This window comes from Martinezella sp. CNPSo 3732, from assembly GCF_057784515.1.
The window spans coordinates 755404-772350 of sequence record NZ_JBXSOO010000001.1; the positions used below are offsets into that span (position 1 = coordinate 755404).

Here is a 16947-nt window from a genome sequence, read left to right on the forward strand (position 1 = left end):
CAGTCCGATGTGTCGCGTATCACAAGATACCGATGCTCGCGAATGTCGAGCCGCCAATTCGCCAAGCCGGCTCTCCGAGAGCGGTGATCCCCAAAAATTTCGCTTATGAATTTGTAGCGATGCACCCTCGAATGAACATCTTCGAGGAATGGCGCCTATTCGAAGAAAGTCAGGCCTTTGGCAAATCTCGAAATGTCACCTGAACTTTGAATGGCAGGTGCTCTCCTTAACGTAGCATCCCTCGCGCTCGCTGATGAGCGTGTCAATCGAACGGATTATCGAGATATACCCGATCTACGAGCTTCAGACTGCGATCGGGCTGCAGGATGTAGGTCTCGCGCACCCGTTCGCCCCACTGATCCGTGAATGTGTGGGGGACGATGCTGCCGACGGGTGACTTTTGTAACCGTTGCGTCGGTTGCCCACCATAGGTGATGCTTCCGGGAATAGGCTGCAGCTCCGCTTGGGTGGATTGGCAAGCCGCAAGCATGCCTGCCAAAACTCCAATGGCGACTATTCTTCTCATCGCATCCTCCAATTTCGCTTCGGCACACCAAACCACATGGTAAGCAAGGAAGTTCCACCGGCGGAGTCTTGCTCCGTTGTACGACCCCAGAGCCCTGAACGCTTCCCAAGCGTGGCGGTTGCATAATGGTCTTTTCGGACTCGTCAGTTGTCCAGTCCAAATCGACAGCAGCCGCTTTTACCGAGAATTCCTCGATCTCACCTTCAGCCTATCAATATGTCGATCAGGCTGTTAAATCTCGCGTATCTTATTGAGACGTCCTGTGGCCACGCCACAGACAATCTCCGCAGAGCGCCGATCGGCCCACCGCCAGCTGGACGGCGCGCTAGGGGAGCCTCGCTGGAGCGGTCCTTGCCTTATCGGAATCGATAACGGCATTACTTCCAGTGGTAATGACCACAAATAATCGCTTCGACTATGCGTCGTGAGGATCCAAAACGTTTTGGCTTGACTCCCAAAACGTTTTGGAGAACTCTCTGCATCATTCCGGAGGACGATCTTGGCAAATCTCAAGCAACTCGCGCAGTCGCTCGGACTGTCGATCACCACGGTTTCCCGTGCACTCGACGGTTACGGCGATGTCTCTGCAGCAACCCAGAAGCGGGTGAGAGAGGCTGCAGACATGGTTGGCTACCGCCCGAACGCATCGGCGCGCAGGCTAAGAAAACAACGTGCGGAACTCGTTGCCATCACCCTGCCGAGCGACCCCGGGCATATCGGTCCGCCGCATTTCCTCGACATGCTCTCCAGCTGTGCTGAGCATCTTGCAAGTGCCGGCCTCAACCTGGTCATCGCGCCTGTGCCACGCGGTGAAAGTGAACTCGACATCTGCCGTCGTTTCGTTGATGGCCGCCGCGTCGACGCCATGCTTCTCGTCCGCACCAAACGGCAGGACGAACGCGTCGAATTTCTCCAGTCGCGCGGCATTCCCTTCGTCACCAACGGACGCACCGAAAGCCTCGTACCCCATCCCTATATCGACGGCGATGGTTTTGCCGGGTTTCACGCGGCAACGGTCCGTTTTCAGGCCGCCGGCCACCGCCGCATCGGCCATATCGCCGGGCCACAGGAATATTACTTCGCGCATGTGCGCCGCACGGGCTGGAAGGCCGCGATGGACGAGGCCGGGCTGAATGCAGATCTCTGCGCCGAAGGCGCGCCCACGGAACAGGGCGGTTATCTCGCCGCACTGGAATTGCTCCGGCAGCCTTCGCGTCCCACCGCGTTCGTTTGCTCCACGGACGAAATGGCGATCGGAGCGCTCAGAGCGCTACGCGAAATCGATGGGGGCGAAGCGATCAGCATTGTCGGTCACGACGACCTGCCGACGGGCGCCTTCACCAGCCCTTCCCTCTCGACCATGCGCATGACCGGCGAAAACCTCGGCGCGAGCTTTGCCTCGCTGCTGTTGCGGGCAATCGCCGGCGAACCTGCGGAGGAACTGCAGGAGCTTCACGCGATCGAATTCATCGATCGCGACAGCCATCGCCGTCCGATGAAGGCGGCATGATCCGACACAGTGCATCACGGATAAGAACAATGAAGGAGGAGAGAATATGAAACGCATCACGTCATTCGGAATTCTGGCTTCCACTGTGCTGGCCTTTGCTTCGCCGGTGCTTGCCCAGACGGTTTTCGTATCCACCCAGCTTCGCCCGATCGAAGAGGCGACCGTCGTGCGGCAGGACCTGCTGAAGGATGCCGGCAAGGTGGATTATGTGGTCGAGGAACCGCCGCAGTTCGCCGTACGCATGGAGGCAGAAGCCAAGGCCGGTAAGCACACCGTCAGCCTGGTCGGCGCGCTGCACGGCGAGCTTTCGCCACTTGCCGACAAGGATCAGCTCGAACCGCTTGATGATCTCGCTAAGAAGCTCGCCGCCGGCGGCATGCCGCAATCGCTCCTCGACCTCGGCAAGCTCGGCAAATCCACCCAGCAATACATTCCGTGGATGCAGGCGACCTATGTCATGGCCGCGAAGAAGGAAGCCCTGCAATACCTGCCAAAGGGCGCCGATATCAACGCCATCACCTACGATCAGCTGATCGAGTGGGGCAAGAACATGCAGCAGGCGACCGGCCAACCGCAGATCGGCTTCCCGGCCGGTCCCAAGGGCCTGATGGCACGTTACTTCCAGGGTTATTTCTACCCATCCTTCACCGGCGGCGTAGTGCGCACCTTCAAGAACGCCGATGCTGCGGCAGGCTGGGAGAAGCTCAAGGCGCTCTGGGCCTATGTAAACCCCAACTCCACCAATTACGACTTCATGCAGGAGCCGCTGGCCGCCGGTGAAGTCATGGTCGCCTGGGATCATGTCGCCCGACTGAAAAATGCCATTTCCGCCTCGCCGGACGACTACGTCGTATTCCCGCCCCCGGCCGGCCCCAAGGGGCGCGGATACATGCCCGTTCTCGCCGGCCTTTCGATCCCGAAGGGTGCCCCGGATGCGGCGGGCGCGATGAAGATCATCGAAACACTGACGACCCCGGGGATCCAGCTGCTCACCGCGTCCAAGGTCGGCTTCTTCCCGACGCTGAACGTCCAGCTGCCGCCGGATCTCGACAAGGGCGTCGCACTTCTCGCCGGTGCCGTCACCAAGACCCAGGCGGCCAAGGATGCGGTGATTTCGCTTCTCCCAGTCGGCCTCGGCGACAAGGGCGGCGAGTTCAACAAGGTCTATATGGACAGCTTCCAGCTGATCGTGCTGCAAAACCAGCCCGTCGGCGACGTGCTGGCCAAGCAGGGCGCCGTCATGACCAAGCTGATGACCGATACCAAGGCGCCCTGCTGGGCACCGGATGCCAAGAGTGACGGCGCCTGCCCGGTTCAATAATCCACCCTGGAGTGCCTGGGCGCGAATGCCCGGACATTCTTTCTGCAACCCTGCTTTTCGAGGCGGGAGCCCATGACTCAAAATCGACCCTGGATCCCCTATCTGCTGATCCTGCCATCTGTCGTTTTCCTCGGCCTGCTTTTCATCGTGCCGCTGGTGCAGACGATCTGGCTGGCGGTCTCGGATGATGGCGCACCGTCGCTCGCAAACATGCAGCGCATGGTGACGGACATCAATTTCATGCAATCGGTACGCAACACGTTCCTGCTGACGATCGTGGTCGTACCGGTCCAGATCGCCATCGCGCTCGCCATGGGCACGATGGTCGCCAAGATCGGCCGCGGGCGGGAGACCATTCTGTGGATTTGGACGATCCCGCTCGGCATTTCGGATCTCGCCGCCGGCCTCGTCTGGCTGTCGATCCTCCAGAATACCGGTTATTTCAACTCGCTGCTCTTCAGCCTCGGCGTGATCAGCCGCCAGGCGAGTTGGCTCTCCTACCAGACGCCGGTTGCGCTTTTCATCGCCATCGCGGTGGCGGAGATCTGGCGCGGCACGGCGATCGTCATGGTCATCATCGTCGCCGGCCTCAACCAGGTGCCGAAGGAGTTCAAGGAAGCCGCCGAAATCTTCGGGGCCGGTCCCTGGACGCGCTTTTGGAAAATAACCCTGCCGTTGATCCGCCCGGCGCTGCAATCGGCCCTCATCCTGCGCACAGTGCTCGCCTTCGAGGTCTTCGCAGTCGTATATGCACTGGGCGGCCGTAATTTTCCGGTTCTCGTGGGCGAAGCCTACAACTGGCAGAACCAGAACCAGAATTACAGCGTCGCGGCCGCCTATGCGGTTCTGATCATGGTCATCTCGCTCGCCGCAACCCTCGTCTATCTCAAGGCCTTCAAGGTCGATCCGGAGCGCCTGCCATGAACATGCAAGCCATCAGTTCCGAAGCAGCCGCCACCGCCAATCCCGCAAGCTTCGTTTCATCGCGCCGCTGGTTGCTCTGGAGCGGTATCGCCGCGCTTTGCGCCTGGGTTCTCGTGCCGATCTATCTCGTGGCGCTAGGCGCATTCGGCGGGCGACAGGGCGTCTACATCTGGCCGAAGACCGGCCTGCCGACCGGCATCTCGCTCGAACCCTTCATCCTCTTCCTGCAGACGGAAGGGGTCGTCCGCTCCTTCCTCAATTCGCTGGGCGCCGCAGGCATCACAGTAGCCCTCTCCATTCTGCTCGGGGCGCCCGCGGGCTATGCGCTCGCCCGCTACAATTTTCCGGGCAAGGACAGCTACCGGCTGCTGGTCCTGCTGACGCGTGCCTTCCCGCTGGCGATCCTGGCGCTGCCGCTCACCGTCTCCTTCATCCGGCTCGGCCTTTACGATACGATCGTCGGCGTCGGCCTGATCCATACCGTCCTGGCGCTCCCCTTCGCGGCTCTGGTGACCCAGGGCATTTTCCTCGGCGTCCCAAAGGAGCTGGAAGAAGCTGCATGGGTTTTCGGCTGCACCCGCATCCAGGCCTTTTTCAAGGTCGTGGCGCCACTCGCCTTGCCGGGCATCGTCGCAACCGCCGTCTTTGCGTTCGTCATCTCGTGGAACGAAGTCTTCGCCGCCTCGGTGCTGACGGTGCGCAACCGCACACTGACGGCCTATCTGCTGACGGTGCTTTCCGAAAGCCCGATGCATTATCGCTTCGCCGGCGGCCTGATGCTCATCCTTCCATCGGTTTTCTTCATCTTCGCGGTCAGGCGCTACCTTTTCGCGATCTGGGGCATTTCCTCCAAATAACGGGACCAATTCCATGGCCAATATTGTCATCGACCGTGTCCGCAAGAGTTTCGGGGCATTCCAGGCCCTGAAAGAGGTCTCGCTGACGATCAGCGACGGTGAATTCGTCTCGCTTCTCGGCCCCTCAGGCTGCGGCAAGACCACGCTCCTGCGCATCATCGCCGGTCTCGAAACCGCATCCGGCGGCGATGTCCGCATTGGCGACAAGTCGGTCCTCGGGCTCGCTCCCAAGGATCGCGGGCTTGCGATGGTCTTCCAAAACTATGCGATCTTCCCGCATATGACGGTCTACGAAAACGTTGCCTTCGGGCTGCGCATGCAGAAGGCAGACGAGGCGCGCATCAAGGCGCAGGTCGAAAAGGCCGCCGGCCTGCTGCATATCGAACAGTATCTCGACCGTTACCCGAACAAGCTTTCGGGCGGCCAGCGCCAGCGCGTCGCCGTTGCCCGCGCGCTTGCCGTCGAGCCCAAGGTACTCCTCATGGACGAACCGCTCTCCAACCTCGATGCGCTGCTTCGCCTCGAAATGCGCACCGAACTCAAGACTGTGCTGCAATCGGCCGGCACAACGACGATCTACGTCACGCACGACCAGACGGAGGCGATGGGCCTTTCCGACCGCATCGCCGTCATGCACGGAGGGATCGTCGAGCAGGTCGGCTCGCCGGTCGATGTCTACAATCATCCCGCAACGCGCTTCGTCGGCGGGTTCATCGGCAATCCACCGATGAACTTCATCAAGGTACCTGTCCTGAACGGCCAGGTCTCTGCCGGGATCGAGCAACTGAATGCACCGCAGGAAGCCGGCAAGGAGATCATCCTCGGCCTGCGCGGCGAGGCGGTCGAGCTCGCGGGCCTGCCCGAGGGCCTCGAAATGAAAGTGCGGGTCGCCGAACCGATGGGCTCACACCTGCTCCTGACCGGCTCGATCCACGATCAGCCCGTCCGCGTCATCCTGCCTGCCTCCGAAACCGTCAGGAGCGGCGATACGATCGGCCTGAAGCTCGATCGCAAGCGCATCACCTGGCTTTCCCCCGAAAGCGGCCAATCCTTTCCGGCCGTGATGGCCTAGGGGCGTCCCTCCCCGATACCGGAGTACCGACATGAACCTGCATATCGATCAAGCCAAGCGTATTCTCGTCGCCAACGACCGCGGCGGCTATACGGTGCCGACGGACCGGCTCTATCCCTTCCAGTGGAACTGGGATTCCGCCTTCGTCGCCATGGGCTTCGCGCTCTACGATACGGACCGCGCCTATCGCGAACTGGAGCGGCTGGTCGAGGGCCAGTGGGCGGACGGGATGATCCCGCATATCGTCTTCCATCAGCCGAGCGATACCTATTTTCCGGGCCCGAACGTCTGGCGCACCCGCCACACGGTCCCCACCTCCGGCATCACCCAGCCGCCCGTTTTCGCCATCGCGCTCCGCAAGCTGCACGAAGCCACCCGTGACAAGACCCGCACCCTGCCGCTCTACGAGGCGGCACTGAAATGGCACCGCTGGTGGTATGCGGCCCGCGACCCTGAAGGGACCGGCCTCGTTGCTCTGCTTCACCCCTGGGAAAGCGGCAGCGACAATTCTCCCGCATGGGACCTCGCGCTCGCCCGCGTTCCCACCACTACCGACACGCCTGTCGTGCGGAAGGATACCGGCCACGTGAACGCTTCGATGCGTCCCCGCGACGAGGACTATCAGCGCTTCATCCACCTGGTTGACACCTATGCCGCCTGCGGCTGGGAGCCGGTCAAACAATGGGCGAAGGCCCCCTTCAAGGTCGCCGAGATCCAGACCACCGCGATCCTGCTCAAGGCCGGCGAAGATCTCCAAGCGCTCGCCCACGAATTCGGCCGCATGGAAGACGCGTCCGAAATCGCCGCGCTCAATGAAAAAACTCGCAACGCGATCCTCGCCCAGTGGCGACCCGATCTGTCGCGTTTCGTATCACGCGATCTCGTTTCGGGCTGGGATATCGAGGCACCGACACAGGCGGGGTTCATCCCGCTTCTGTCGCTCGATCTCGACAAGGCGGTCGTCGGCGCTCTCGTCGACGAAATGAAGGCATGGTCCAAGGGGATGAAAGTCGCCTTCCCGACCGTAAAGCCCGGCGTCGCCAGCTGGGAGCCGAAACGATACTGGCGCGGCCCGGCCTGGGCCATCATCAACTGGCTGCTGATCGACGGCCTGAAGCGCAATGGCCGGATCGACGAAGCCGAGAAGCTACGCAAGTCGACCATCTCGGCGATCGAGGCGGAGGGTTTTGCCGAATATTTCGATCCGGTCACCGGGGAAGGCTGCGGCGGCCTTGGCTTCTCCTGGACGGCTGCAGCTTATATGTGGCTCGTCGCGTCGTAAATTAGGCACCGGTCGCGCCCGCGAATAAATCTTAGGTCGTGCACCAGTCTAATGTAAGCGCTATTTTGCTCCTACCTTCCGCACAGCTGGTTGATCGTTGATGTTGTGCTCGAATGGGGCTTCGACATATGACGATTGCAGGACTTACGCATAGCATCAAGGCTGATGCTGTGGTGCAGCGGTTTGGCCGCACGCTATCTTTAAATATGCTGACACGACGCTTCCTTCCGTTCGTAACCCGAGCCATCTGGATTTGGAGCTAAGCGGTAGAAGCGATCCTCAATCCGGCATCTGGATTTTTTCAAGAAACCGTCAGACCACACGATCATTGCTTCTTTAAATAGTCACGCAGACTTGCAACATCCGCGGACTTTACCGCCGGTGCAGCATTGCCCCAGCTATTGCGAACATAGGTCAGGACGCTTGCAACCTGTTCGTCAGACATGTTCCAGTCGAAGGCGGGCATCGCGGGGGAGGTACTGACGGCATCTGTGCTCCCGGCTCGACTTCCGGCGAGGACCACATGGATTAGCGATGTTGCGTCATCGGCATTGACGAGCGGCGCGTCGGCAAGCCTTGGGAACAGTTTTGGTATCCCCTCGCCCGCCGGCGTATGGCAGCCGGAACAACGGTCGGCATAAAGAGCCGCGCCAGCCTTCATGACAGGCTCGGATTGCGCGATGGCGGCAGGTGCCGCCGTTGATGTTTCGCCGCTGTCCTTGAGGTAGGTGGCGATCGCTGCAAGATCGGAATCGCTGATCCTGGATGTAGACTTGGTAACGACTTCCGCCATCGGTCCAGACGCCAGATCAAACCGGTTGGCACCCGTCTTGAGATAGGCAACGATATCGTCCATGCTCCAGTTGCCGATGCCTTGATGCTGATCAGTGGTTATATTGGGAGCATTCCATCCCTGTATGACGAACCCTTGCAATGCCTTGCTGTCCTTGTCTCCTCCGAGCGCATTCTTCGGCGTGTGGCATGTACCGCAATGCCCGGGCCCCTCCACGAGATAGGCTCCGCGATTCCATTGCTCGCTCTTGGCTGCATTCGGTTTGAAAACACCTGCAGTGAAGTTCAGGGCGTTCCAGCCGAATAGCGACCAGCGCTGGTTATAAGGGAACGGCAGCTGGTTGACCTCGACCTGATTTTTAACTGGCTGCAACGTTTGCAAATAGGCGAAAAGTGCTCCGTTGTCCTCAGCGGTCATTTTAGTATAGGCGGGATACGGCATGGCGGCGTAGAGATGATAGCCGCCCCTGCCGATCCCTTCGGACATGACGCGCTGGAAATCTTCCTTCGTGTATTTGCCGATGCCGGTTTCGCGGTCCGGGGTTATATTCGGTGTGACCAGATCGCCGAAGGGTGTTTCGATGCTCAGACCGCCGGCGAAGGGCTGCCCTCCTGGCGCGGTGTGGCAGGCCGCACAATCGCTCAGAATGGAGAGATAGCGGCCCCGGTCGACCACGTTGAACTCCGCATCGCCCAGGGATTGCGCCATGGCAAGTGACGATAAGCCTCCAACTACAGCCGCCGTCATCCCTACCCGGAATTTCCAGAGCGCCCTCGTCATGTGCGCACCATCGGACCTGGATCTTTAAGATAGATGTTCCTGATTGCATCGGCAGCCTTGAAAGCGAGGGCGGCCGCAGTGCCGGTCGGATTGTAGCCTGGATTCTGCGGAAAGGCGGAAGCGCCGACGACAAACAGGTTCGGCACATCCCAGCTTTGCAGATATTTATTGACGCAGCTGTTGGCGGGGTTTTCACCCATGATAAAGCCGCCAACCACATGCGACGACTGATAGGGAACCGTATTCCAATGACCTTTCATGGGGTTCTCCACGATCTGGCGTGGCCCCATGTGCCTGGCGATGTCGGCGACCTTCGACGTGCAGTATTGTGCCATCTTGAGGTCGTTTTCAGGGAAATCGAAGGTAATGCGCAAAAGCGGCCGTCCGAAACGGTCGGTATAAGTCGGGTCCAATGAGAGATAATTGTTCCTGGTTGCATAGCTCGAGGCCTCGCAGCCGATCGACATGGCCGATAGGTAATTCTTCACCGTCGCCTTTTTCCATTCCTTGCCCCAAGCGGGCGTTCCCGGCGGCACGGGCCGATAGCTGATCGGAGCGGCGCCGATCGGCGTGACGCGGATCGACCCGCCACCGAAAAAGCCGAGTCCACTATGGTCGAAATTGTCATTGTTGAACTCATCGATCCCCATGCCGACCGCGCCGCCGCCGATAAAGGGATTGAAGTTCTTGTCATCGAAGAAGAGCTGCACGCCGTTGGCCGTCTGATAGCAATAGTTGCGTCCGGTCGTGCCTTCTCCAGTTGAGGGATCGTAGGGTTTACCGATCCCGGATAGTAGCATCAGACGCACGTTTTCGAAGGTAAAAGCGCCGACAACGACAAGATCTGCCGGCTGCTCCCATTCCTGGCCTGAGGTATCGGCGAAGAGAACGCCGGTCGCCTTTTTACCGGTGGAATCGGTCAGCACTTTCAAGACTTCGGAATTCGTCCTCGCCGTAAAATTCTGCCGGCGAACAAGCGCCGGGAGAATGTTTACGATAGGGCTGGCCTTGGAATAGTTGGCGCAGCCGTAATTGGTGCAGAACCCACAGAAGGTGCACGGCCCCATGGTTACGCCAAGAGGGTTGGTATATGGCTCGGAAATCAGCGAAGACGGCACTGGAAAGGGCCGATAGCCCATCTCCGCCGCGGCCTTGGCGAACAGAACAGGCCCATAAGGCTGGCGAAGCGGTTTCGTCGGATATTCTTCCGAACGGGGCCCCTCGAACGGATTGCCTCCCTCTTGAATCTGACCGCGGAGATTGCCGGCCTTGCCGGAGGTCCCGACGATGCGATCGAAGGCTGTATAGAACGGCTCCATCTCGCTCCAATCCGTCCCCCAGTCCTGCAAGGTCAGTTCGTCCGGAATGACTGCGGGGCCGTAACGCTCCTGCAAATAGCTCTTCAGCCGGAACTCCTGCGGCTGAAAGCGGAAGGTGATGCCGGCCCAATGATTGCCGGCGCCACCCGTTCCGTTTCCAGGATGGAAGGAACCCCAATTGCGCATAGGCAGGGCAGTTTCCGCGGGATTGTTGCGGACGGTCACCGTATTCTGGGCCGTACGCAGCATAAGTTCCTGCCGATGGATATAGCGGAGTTCGTCCGGAACGGACGCAATGCTGAAGTCGCGCGCCGTGTCGCGCCAGGGTCCGCGCTCGATTGCAACGACATCGAGGCCGGAGGCCGTCAGTTCGCTTGCTACAATGGCACCGGTCCAGCCAAGGCCGATGATGGCGACATCCGTGTGAGGCAGCTTCGTCGCCATCGTCAATCCTTTCCGATGTTCCATTCGGGCCGCCCGGCAATGCCGACCGGCGGCAGATCAAGCGTCTCGTTATGGCGCTCCACGTAGTTTCGGTAGTCGTAATGGGCGCCGGGAAAGCCGAGCATCCTCCAGGAGACCATGTCCTTGTTGCCGCCATAGATCGGATCGGCGAAGAACCCCTCCATGGTGTTGGCATGGACGAGCGAAAAAAAGGCCATGGAATCAATGGCCTGCATGGCGATTTTTCCATGCTGAAGATCCGTCAGCACCTGATCGCGCTGTTCGCTCGTCAATTTGGCGAAGGGCTGCTTGAAGGTGGCGGAACAGTGTTCATTCAGTGCCGCAATGCCGATGCGGTAACGGGCACGCGGAACAAGCGACGATTGATCTCCCTGTTCAGGCGTACCAGGCTGAAAAGGACCCCGCATGTAAAGCCGGTCGAAGTTGCCGAAAAAACCTGCCAGCTGCCGGTCGATGTATTCGGTACAGCCTGCCTCTTTTCCGCTGATGCTGAGCTCATCGGCGGGGATCAACTGCTCGGTAATGGCGCCGATCGTCTCTGCTTCCTCATCGGTGAAGAAAAACCATCGTCCGGACGCTGCCGCCGAGGGCACATCCGGCGGACTCGCGTCAAACGGGATCCAGGGACGTTCCCCGCCGACGACGAGGGCGCTCGCCCTTTGCACGGACCCCAGGATGATGGCAACTGCCGTGGATGAGAGGAATGCACGGCGGGTGTGGCCCCGAGCACGCTTACGTTCCATCGAAAATACCCTCGATTAACCAGTATTCGCGCGGGCTCAGGTGACAGGAATAGGATCGAAGTGAATTGTCCCGCTCGGCAACGGAAAACATATGCCCGCTCTAAATATCTGCGACGGGCTTCGGAACTTCGGGCAGCTGCAAAAGTTCCGAGTGAACTTACAAGAATGTTGAGGAGAAAGCCATGCTCTCGAAAATCGCGGCCACCTCGCTTATTTCACTTTGCCTAGCCACAGCCTCGCTGGCACAATCCAACAGCTCCAACAGCTCCAACAGCTCCAACAGCTCCAACAGCTCCGACGGCGCAGCCAGCGATCATTCACCTCCCGCTTCCGCGACAAACCAAGATAAACCGGTGCAGGGAGACAACAAAACCGGAGCGAACGGGGCACAGGACACCGGCAAGAAGACGAAGGCGGATTCGAACAAGAATAGTGGCGGCTGCAACAATCAGGCCAATGCAATGACCTCGACATCGGCTAATCAGGAGCAAGCGGGTTCGCAGAGTTGCGATTGACCGCTCCTGCTCATTGCCGAGGCGAGCTCAGGCTGAGCCGCGACTTCAACTAGGAGACTCATCAGTGCTTATGATGCGCGGGGCGGCGCATGGCACCATGGGTCTTGGAGTCCGCGAGCGAAGCAGCCACCGCGGCCCAATCTGCGGGTTTGGCGAAAGTCGGAACCCTTCGATAGATTGCAGGGACTTGCCGCCCCTCATAACCTGTCACGAAGGCAAACGGAATCCGCTTCATACGCAAAGAGGCTGCGACTGGATAAACCATCTGCCCGTCAAGAGCGATATCGAGAAGAGCTCCATCAAGCATGATGTCCTGAGTCTTGAGGATCTGGAGTGCGTCATTCACGTTAGCGACCGGACCGACGACTTCGGCGCCGGACTCGATCAGCTTTTCCTTTGCCTCCATCGCAATCATGTATTCATCCTCCACGACAAGAAACCGCTGGCCCGAAATATCAGTCATGCCGCGACGGCGGGAAAACCGCTCGTAGGCTACAAGCCGGCAAAGCGCGTCCAGGCGATCCGGCAGGATGAGGCCCCGCATATACATGTGCATCAAATATCGGGCGAACTTCCGTCTTTCTTCCGTACGCACGGTGAACCAAGGCTCCGCGCATATCCGGTCGAACACTTTTTGCAGGATCTCCAGATCGTTTGGTTCGAAAATGCCGTGTGAAAGAGCAAGGGACGTCATTGGTGAACTCCTTTCACCAATACGGAAACGCACGCACCCCACCTTTGTTTCATGCCAACAGGGCAAGACCTTTCGCTCATAAAAGAGCAAACCCCTTCGCGCATTCGAGGCCTTCAGCGAATCGTTGAGAAAGCAACACGCTCGGGCCGTTCTTTCATTGCATTCAAGGCGGTGGGGCGATGGAAGCGCGAAGGATCAACTGGCACTCCATCTTCAGCCTCACTGGCGGCTTCTTCGGCTGCATCACCTTTTCCAGAAGCTCGGCGACCGCCCAACGGCCCATATCCTCGTGCGGCAGCTTCAATGTTGTGAGTGGCGGCAGGATTTTTCGGGCGAGGCTTTCATCGTCGAAACCGATGACGGAAATATCGTCGGGAATCCTCAATCCGCGCATCCTGATCGCATCATAGGCGCCCATCGCCACACGGTCGGAAAAGCAGAAAACCGCCGTCGGCGGCAACGGCAGATCGAGGAGCTGCAGCATCTTTTCCCGCCCGAGATCGAGCGACCAGGCTTCCGAAAGGATCAGCTCGGGATCGACGGCGATATCGTAGGTCGTCAGCGCCTGGCGATAGCCGCTCAGACGATCGCGCGCCGCTTCAAGCCGCTGCCTGCCGGCATCGATCATGGCGATGCGGCGATGGCCGGCCTTGATCAAGGCTTCCGTTGCCGCATAACCGCCGGCATGATCGCCTGGAATGATCGAAGAGAACTCGGCCCGCTGCTGATGGCAATTCAGAAGGACGGCCGGATAGTTGCCAAGTTTGGAAGGCAGCACCGGCGCCAGCTGGGTGATGAGCGTGGCGTAGATTACGCCGACGATCTGGCGCCGTCCCAAATACTCGAGAATGGATTCGGCGAATTCGACCTGTCCGCCCGTCACGACGGTAAGCGCCGCCAAGCCCTGCTCTTCCGCAGCGCTCCGAACACCTTCTATCAGCGGCGCAGCATGCTGCGAGGCCATGAGATCGTCGATCAGGAGAACGATGATGCCGCCGATCGGATCATTGGCCGGCGCGGTCTTCTGGTAGCCAAGTTCCTCGGCGACCGCCAGCACGCGCTCGCGCACTTTCTCCGAAACCCTCTTGCCGGGCGCTTCGTTCAGCACCAGTGAAACCGTCGCATGCGAAACGCCGACCTGCGAGGCGATATCGGACATGGTCGGTCGTTTCGTCGTCTTGTCGTTCACTCAGTTTCTTTCTCGGACTCAAGGGCAGTCTGCACGCACGTTAGGAAATCTGACGGACAATGTGAAGCTGCGGCCCTTGCGGAAGTTAAGTTTATAAGTTACGAAACTTGTCTGTAACTTATTTTGTGACTTAATCCAACCGAAAAGCTCGCGGCTATGACCATCGCCTCTCGCCATTTCGCCGATACTCGTTCCGGGCCGCGTGCACGCCTGTCTCTCGATGGAACCTGGGACTTTCAGCTGGAAGGGCAAACGCCGACGACTGTCGCCGTGCCCGCGCCCTGGCAGGCTCATTTTCCGGATCTGCGGGCCGCGGCTGGCGTGGCAACCTATTCCCGCGCCTTCACGGTGCCGCAGGAGTGGCTTGGCCGTCAGGTCATCGTGCATTTCGGTGCCGTGAACTATTTCGCCGAGGTCTCGGTCAACGGCCGTGCTCTCGGTTCTCACGAAGGCGGCTATCTGCCGTTCGAATTCGTCATCCCTGCCGATCTATTGACCGGCGAGTTGCGTCTGGATGTGAAGGTTACGCTGCCGAACGCCGATGTCCGGGCCTTCCCGGATTTCCCGTTCGACGAGATCCCGCATGGCAAGCAGAGCTGGTACGGGATGCTGGGTGGCATCTGGCAATCGGTCTGGCTGGAGTGCCGCTGCGAGGCGCATATCACCCACCAGGTCATTCGCGCCGATCTCGCAACGGGCGATGTCGCTATCGATGTCGAGCTGTCAGCGGCTTTTACCGGCGCCTTGAAGATCACGCTTATTGATCGCAACGGTGCGGTCGCAGCTTCGACCGAAGTTGCGCTCGATGACGAGGCACGGGCATCGGCCGCGCTCAAAGTCGCCAAAGCGGAGGCGTGGTCGCTTGATGATCCCGCGCTCTATCGGGCCGTTGCCGAGCTATCCGAGAGCGACACAGTTCTCGATGTCGCCGAGCAGAATTTCGGCTTTCGCAGCTTCGAGGCAAAGGATGGAAAGTTCTTCCTGAACGGCGAGCCCTTCTACATGCGTGGCGCACTGGATCAGGATTATTATCCCGAGGGCATCTATACACCGCCGTCGCTGGAGTTTCTGGAAGACCAGGCACGCAAGGCGAAGGAACTCGGGCTCAACCTCCTGCGCTGCCATATCAAGGTTCCCGATCCGCGCTACTACGATGTGGCGGACCGGTTTGGCCTGCTGGTCTGGACGGAGATTCCGAACATTCAGACCTTCACCGAGAAATCGGCGAAGCGCCTGCTCGATACGATGGAAGGGATCCTGCGCCGCGACGGTAATCACCCCTCCATCGTGATCTGGACCATCATCAACGAGGATTGGGGAACGCGCCTCGTCGAAAGCGCCGATCAGCGAGCCTGGTTGAAAGGCGCCTATCACTGGCTGAAGAAGAAGGACCCGACACGGCTGGTCGTCGACAATTCCGCCTGCATTCCGAACTTCCATGTCGTCTCCGACATAGACGACTATCACTACTACGCCTCGGTTCCGGAAATGGCACGCGAATGGACTGACTGGGTATCGGCTTTCGCGGCGCGGCCTGAGTGGTCCTATTCGCCGAACGGCGATGCAAAACGGCGCGGCGACGAACCGCTCGTCGTCTCCGAGTTCGGCGTCTGGGGTCTGCCGCATCCGGAAAAACTCAAGCAGGACGGCAAGGAGCCGTTCTGGTTCATCAATGGCCTGGAATGGGATAGCGACGGTGCGACCTATCCGCATGGCGTCGAACAGCGATTCCGCACCTATCAGTTCGACAAGGTCTTTCCGTCCTTCGGCTCCTTCATCGAGGACACGCAGTGGCATCAGTTCAATGCCCTCAAATTCGAAATCGAGGAGATGCGCCGCCACGCCTCGATCCAGGGCTATGTCATCACCGAGCTGACCGATTTGCACTGGGAAGCCAATGGCCTGATGGACATGCAGCGTAATACGCGTGCCTATCACAGCCGCTTCCACGAGATTAACACCGATGTCGTCATCATCCCGCGCATGCAGCGCCATGCTGTGTGGGCAGGCGATACCGCCAATATCGAGCTCGAAATCTCGACCGGGGGCAAGGCGCTCCCCACGGCCGAGCTAAGCTGGAGCATCGATGGTACGATTGCCGGAAAGATGGTGATCCCGGCTGTGAATGCGACATCGGTGCATCATCTGCCGTCACTTTCTCTGTCCTTTGAGCCGGCCATGGCCGGCAGACAGGTCAGCATCCAGTTTGCGATCACCGCCGGCGGCAAGGAGATTGCGCGCAACAGCCTCGAGGTCAGCGTCTATGGCAGCCGCTCCAAGCCGGTCCTTTCCGTATTCTCGGCCGAACCCGAAATCACGCAATATCTGACTGCGCTCGGCTACACGCTTGTCGAGGCCGGCAAGGCGGATGTGCGGGTTGCGTCTTCCCTCAGCCAGGCCGATATCGACGCCATGGAGCATGGCGCCCATTATGTGTCGCTTGCCGATGTGACGCCGCTGCCGTTCGGCAATCTACGCAACGACCAGCCGAACTGGAATTATCCGACCGGCGGCGATCGCGGACAATCCATGCCGCAGATGCGCGTCACCGAACGCAACGGCACTATCTGGAAAGGCAATTGGGTTACCGGCTTCAGCTGGGTGAAGCGCTCGGGGAGATTCGAGCGCCTGCCGGGCGGCCCGTTGACCGATCTCTCCTTCGTCGGCGTCAACCCGAACCGCGTCATCACCGGTTTCCGGCCGATCCATTTCGACGGCTTGGTGCATGCAGGCATGATGGTGGGCTGGATTCACAAGCCATGTGCAACCATTGCCGAGAGGAAGGTTGGCGCCGGCCGTATCGTCGCCACGACCTTCGGCCTGATGCGCGAAGCGGCCGGTGTCGATCCGGTGGCGGCAACCTTGCTTGATTGCATCATCGAGACGGCCGCCGGATAGGTGGCCAAAAGATTGAACCGCCGCATATGACCGGGAGGAAATTGAGGCGGTCCCGACAG

14 protein-coding genes are annotated in these 16947 nt (G+C 59.7%); 8 read left to right on the plus strand and 6 right to left on the minus strand.

Annotated elements, in window-relative coordinates:
- Window positions 1–262: 262 nt before the first annotated feature.
- Window positions 263–490: a hypothetical protein gene (locus AC13RM_RS03470; RefSeq protein WP_374817971.1), complete on the minus strand. Its 228-nt coding sequence runs from the start codon at window positions 488–490 to the stop codon at window positions 263–265.
- 535 nt (window positions 491–1025) lie between these two features.
- On the opposite strand from AC13RM_RS03470, the gene AC13RM_RS03475 reads away from it, so the two are divergent.
- The 6 genes from AC13RM_RS03475 to AC13RM_RS03500 all read left to right on the plus strand — a co-directional run bounded on the left by AC13RM_RS03475 (window position 1026) and on the right by AC13RM_RS03500 (window position 7492).
- Window positions 1026–2036, plus strand: coding sequence for a substrate-binding domain-containing protein (locus tag AC13RM_RS03475; protein WP_113232389.1), 1011 nt, complete (start codon window positions 1026–1028; stop codon window positions 2034–2036).
- A gap of 46 nt (window positions 2037–2082) precedes the next feature.
- Window positions 2083–3357 (plus strand): ABC transporter substrate-binding protein, encoded by a 1275-nt coding sequence (locus AC13RM_RS03480; protein ID WP_374817893.1) that lies wholly within the window; start codon window positions 2083–2085, stop codon window positions 3355–3357.
- Window positions 3358–3429: 72 nt separating this feature from the next.
- Window positions 3430–4281 carry a carbohydrate ABC transporter permease gene (locus AC13RM_RS03485; RefSeq protein ID WP_113232391.1) on the plus strand — a complete coding sequence of 284 codons (852 nt, stop codon included), beginning with the start codon at window positions 3430–3432 and terminating at the stop codon, window positions 4279–4281.
- Complete coding sequence (locus tag AC13RM_RS03490) at window positions 4278–5138, plus strand: carbohydrate ABC transporter permease (protein ID WP_208409439.1); 861 nt, start codon at window positions 4278–4280, stop codon at window positions 5136–5138. Before AC13RM_RS03485 ends, AC13RM_RS03490 begins: the two co-directional genes overlap by 4 nt.
- A 13-nt stretch (window positions 5139–5151) precedes the next feature.
- Window positions 5152–6210, plus strand: a complete 1059-nt coding sequence (locus AC13RM_RS03495) for an ABC transporter ATP-binding protein (RefSeq protein WP_374817896.1) — start codon at window positions 5152–5154, stop codon at window positions 6208–6210.
- Between the two features lie 31 nt (window positions 6211–6241).
- Entirely contained in the window at window positions 6242–7492 is a 1251-nt protein-coding gene (locus AC13RM_RS03500; protein WP_374817898.1) for an MGH1-like glycoside hydrolase domain-containing protein, read from the plus strand.
- Between the two features lie 325 nt (window positions 7493–7817).
- On the opposite strand, the gene AC13RM_RS03505 is transcribed toward AC13RM_RS03500, so the two are convergent.
- From AC13RM_RS03505 to AC13RM_RS03515, 3 genes are read right to left on the minus strand one after another with little or no spacing between them, the layout of a single operon-like run.
- The gene (locus AC13RM_RS03505; protein ID WP_113232394.1) at window positions 7818–9032 is read right to left on the minus strand and encodes a c-type cytochrome; all 1215 of its coding nucleotides are present in this window, start codon (window positions 9030–9032) and stop codon (window positions 7818–7820) included.
- A 29-nt stretch (window positions 9033–9061) separates the two neighbouring features.
- Window positions 9062–10828, minus strand: a complete 1767-nt coding sequence (locus AC13RM_RS03510; RefSeq protein ID WP_374817900.1) for a GMC family oxidoreductase — start codon at window positions 10826–10828, stop codon at window positions 9062–9064.
- A gap of 2 nt (window positions 10829–10830) precedes the next feature.
- The gene (locus tag AC13RM_RS03515; protein WP_374817902.1) at window positions 10831–11592 is read right to left on the minus strand and encodes a gluconate 2-dehydrogenase subunit 3 family protein; all 762 of its coding nucleotides are present in this window, start codon (window positions 11590–11592) and stop codon (window positions 10831–10833) included.
- 182 nt (window positions 11593–11774) lie between these two features.
- Between AC13RM_RS03515 and AC13RM_RS03520 the strand changes: the two genes are divergently transcribed.
- Complete coding sequence (locus tag AC13RM_RS03520; RefSeq protein ID WP_488554564.1) at window positions 11775–12107, plus strand: hypothetical protein; 333 nt, start codon at window positions 11775–11777, stop codon at window positions 12105–12107.
- Window positions 12108–12168: 61 nt separating this feature from the next.
- Here AC13RM_RS03520 and AC13RM_RS03525 read toward each other — a convergent pair whose 3' ends face one another.
- Both AC13RM_RS03525 and AC13RM_RS03530 read right to left on the minus strand, forming a co-directional pair.
- Entirely contained in the window at window positions 12169–12801 is a 633-nt protein-coding gene (locus AC13RM_RS03525) for a response regulator (protein WP_113232398.1), read from the minus strand.
- A 163-nt stretch (window positions 12802–12964) separates the two neighbouring features.
- Window positions 12965–13990 (minus strand): LacI family DNA-binding transcriptional regulator, encoded by a 1026-nt coding sequence (locus AC13RM_RS03530; RefSeq protein ID WP_374817906.1) that lies wholly within the window; start codon window positions 13988–13990, stop codon window positions 12965–12967.
- A gap of 156 nt (window positions 13991–14146) precedes the next feature.
- Here AC13RM_RS03530 and AC13RM_RS03535 point away from each other — a divergent pair, with 156 nt between their 5' ends.
- Window positions 14147–16888, plus strand: coding sequence for a glycoside hydrolase family 2 protein (locus tag AC13RM_RS03535; protein WP_440480233.1), 2742 nt, complete (start codon window positions 14147–14149; stop codon window positions 16886–16888).
- The last annotated feature ends 59 nt before the right edge of the window (window positions 16889–16947 follow it).

Coding starts and splice junctions, on each gene's coding strand:
- AC13RM_RS03520 (WP_488554564.1), top strand. CDS start 11,775: ATGCTCTCGAAAATCGCGGCCACCTCGCTTATTTCACTTTGCCTAGCC.
- AC13RM_RS03525 (WP_113232398.1), bottom strand. CDS start 12,801: ATGACGTCCCTTGCTCTTTCACACGGCATTTTCGAACCAAACGATCTG.
- AC13RM_RS03500 (WP_374817898.1), top strand. CDS start 6,242: ATGAACCTGCATATCGATCAAGCCAAGCGTATTCTCGTCGCCAACGAC.
- AC13RM_RS03485 (WP_113232391.1), top strand. CDS start 3,430: ATGACTCAAAATCGACCCTGGATCCCCTATCTGCTGATCCTGCCATCT.
- AC13RM_RS03515 (WP_374817902.1), bottom strand. CDS start 11,592: ATGGAACGTAAGCGTGCTCGGGGCCACACCCGCCGTGCATTCCTCTCA.
- AC13RM_RS03480 (WP_374817893.1), top strand. CDS start 2,083: ATGAAACGCATCACGTCATTCGGAATTCTGGCTTCCACTGTGCTGGCC.
- AC13RM_RS03535 (WP_440480233.1), top strand. CDS start 14,147: ATGACCATCGCCTCTCGCCATTTCGCCGATACTCGTTCCGGGCCGCGT.
- AC13RM_RS03470 (WP_374817971.1), bottom strand. CDS start 490: ATGCTTGCGGCTTGCCAATCCACCCAAGCGGAGCTGCAGCCTATTCCC.
- AC13RM_RS03490 (WP_208409439.1), top strand. CDS start 4,278: ATGAACATGCAAGCCATCAGTTCCGAAGCAGCCGCCACCGCCAATCCC.
- AC13RM_RS03495 (WP_374817896.1), top strand. CDS start 5,152: ATGGCCAATATTGTCATCGACCGTGTCCGCAAGAGTTTCGGGGCATTC.
- AC13RM_RS03505 (WP_113232394.1), bottom strand. CDS start 9,032: ATGACGGCGGCTGTAGTTGGAGGCTTATCGTCACTTGCCATGGCGCAA.
- AC13RM_RS03510 (WP_374817900.1), bottom strand. CDS start 10,828: ATGGCGACGAAGCTGCCTCACACGGATGTCGCCATCATCGGCCTTGGC.